The sequence below is a fragment of the Sporanaerobium hydrogeniformans genome (genome assembly GCF_002735925.1).
GTDB lineage: Bacteria > Bacillota > Clostridia > Lachnospirales > Cellulosilyticaceae > Sporanaerobium > Sporanaerobium hydrogeniformans.
Genome location: NZ_PEDL01000063.1, coordinates 1 through 557 on the forward strand (window position 1 = coordinate 1; position 557 = coordinate 557).

The window sequence follows — 557 nt, forward strand, 5'->3', positions numbered from 1 at the left end:
AAGGAGGGAGCCGTCTAAGGCAAAACCAATGACTGGGGTGAAGTCGTAACAAGGTAGCCGTATCGGAAGGTGCGGCTGGATCACCTCCTTTCTAAGGAAACAACTGGAATGGTTACTATTTTGTTTTGAATGTTCATTAATAAAAAAAGAATATTCACTTATTTCTGGTGATGATGCGACTAGGGGAAACACCCGTTTCCATACCGAACACGATGGTTAAGACTTAGTCGGCCGATGGTACTTGCTTGGAGACGAGCTGGGAGAGTAGGTGGTTGCCAGATTTATGGGGGCGTAGCTCAGTTGGGAGAGCACCTGCCTTGCAAGCAGGGGGTCACGAGTTCGAATCTCGTCGTCTCCACTGTCCAAAGCATTACTACTAATGCGAGAGGGACAACTTTGTACTTTGAAAACTAAACACAATCAAATGATAGATTTAAACTTCAAATGCTCATTAAGTGAGCAAGCTAAAATTATTTTAGCGCCTAATGATAACGCAAGTTGTCAGGGTAACAAACAGGTAATCTGTTGGTTTATATCTACAATTTAACCGATAAATT

General features: G+C 42.7%; 1 tRNA gene and 2 rRNA genes. All 3 read left to right on the forward strand.

The window, feature by feature from the left end:
- Positions 1–91: ribosomal RNA gene (locus tag CS063_RS17410) — 16S ribosomal RNA — on the forward strand; the annotation flags it as partial.
- Positions 92–163: 72 nt separating this feature from the next.
- Positions 164–281: ribosomal RNA gene (gene rrf / locus CS063_RS17415) — 5S ribosomal RNA — on the forward strand.
- A 4-nt stretch (positions 282–285) separates the two neighbouring features.
- Positions 286–358 (forward strand) — tRNA-Ala (locus CS063_RS17420).
- Positions 359–557: the final 199 nt, after the last annotated feature.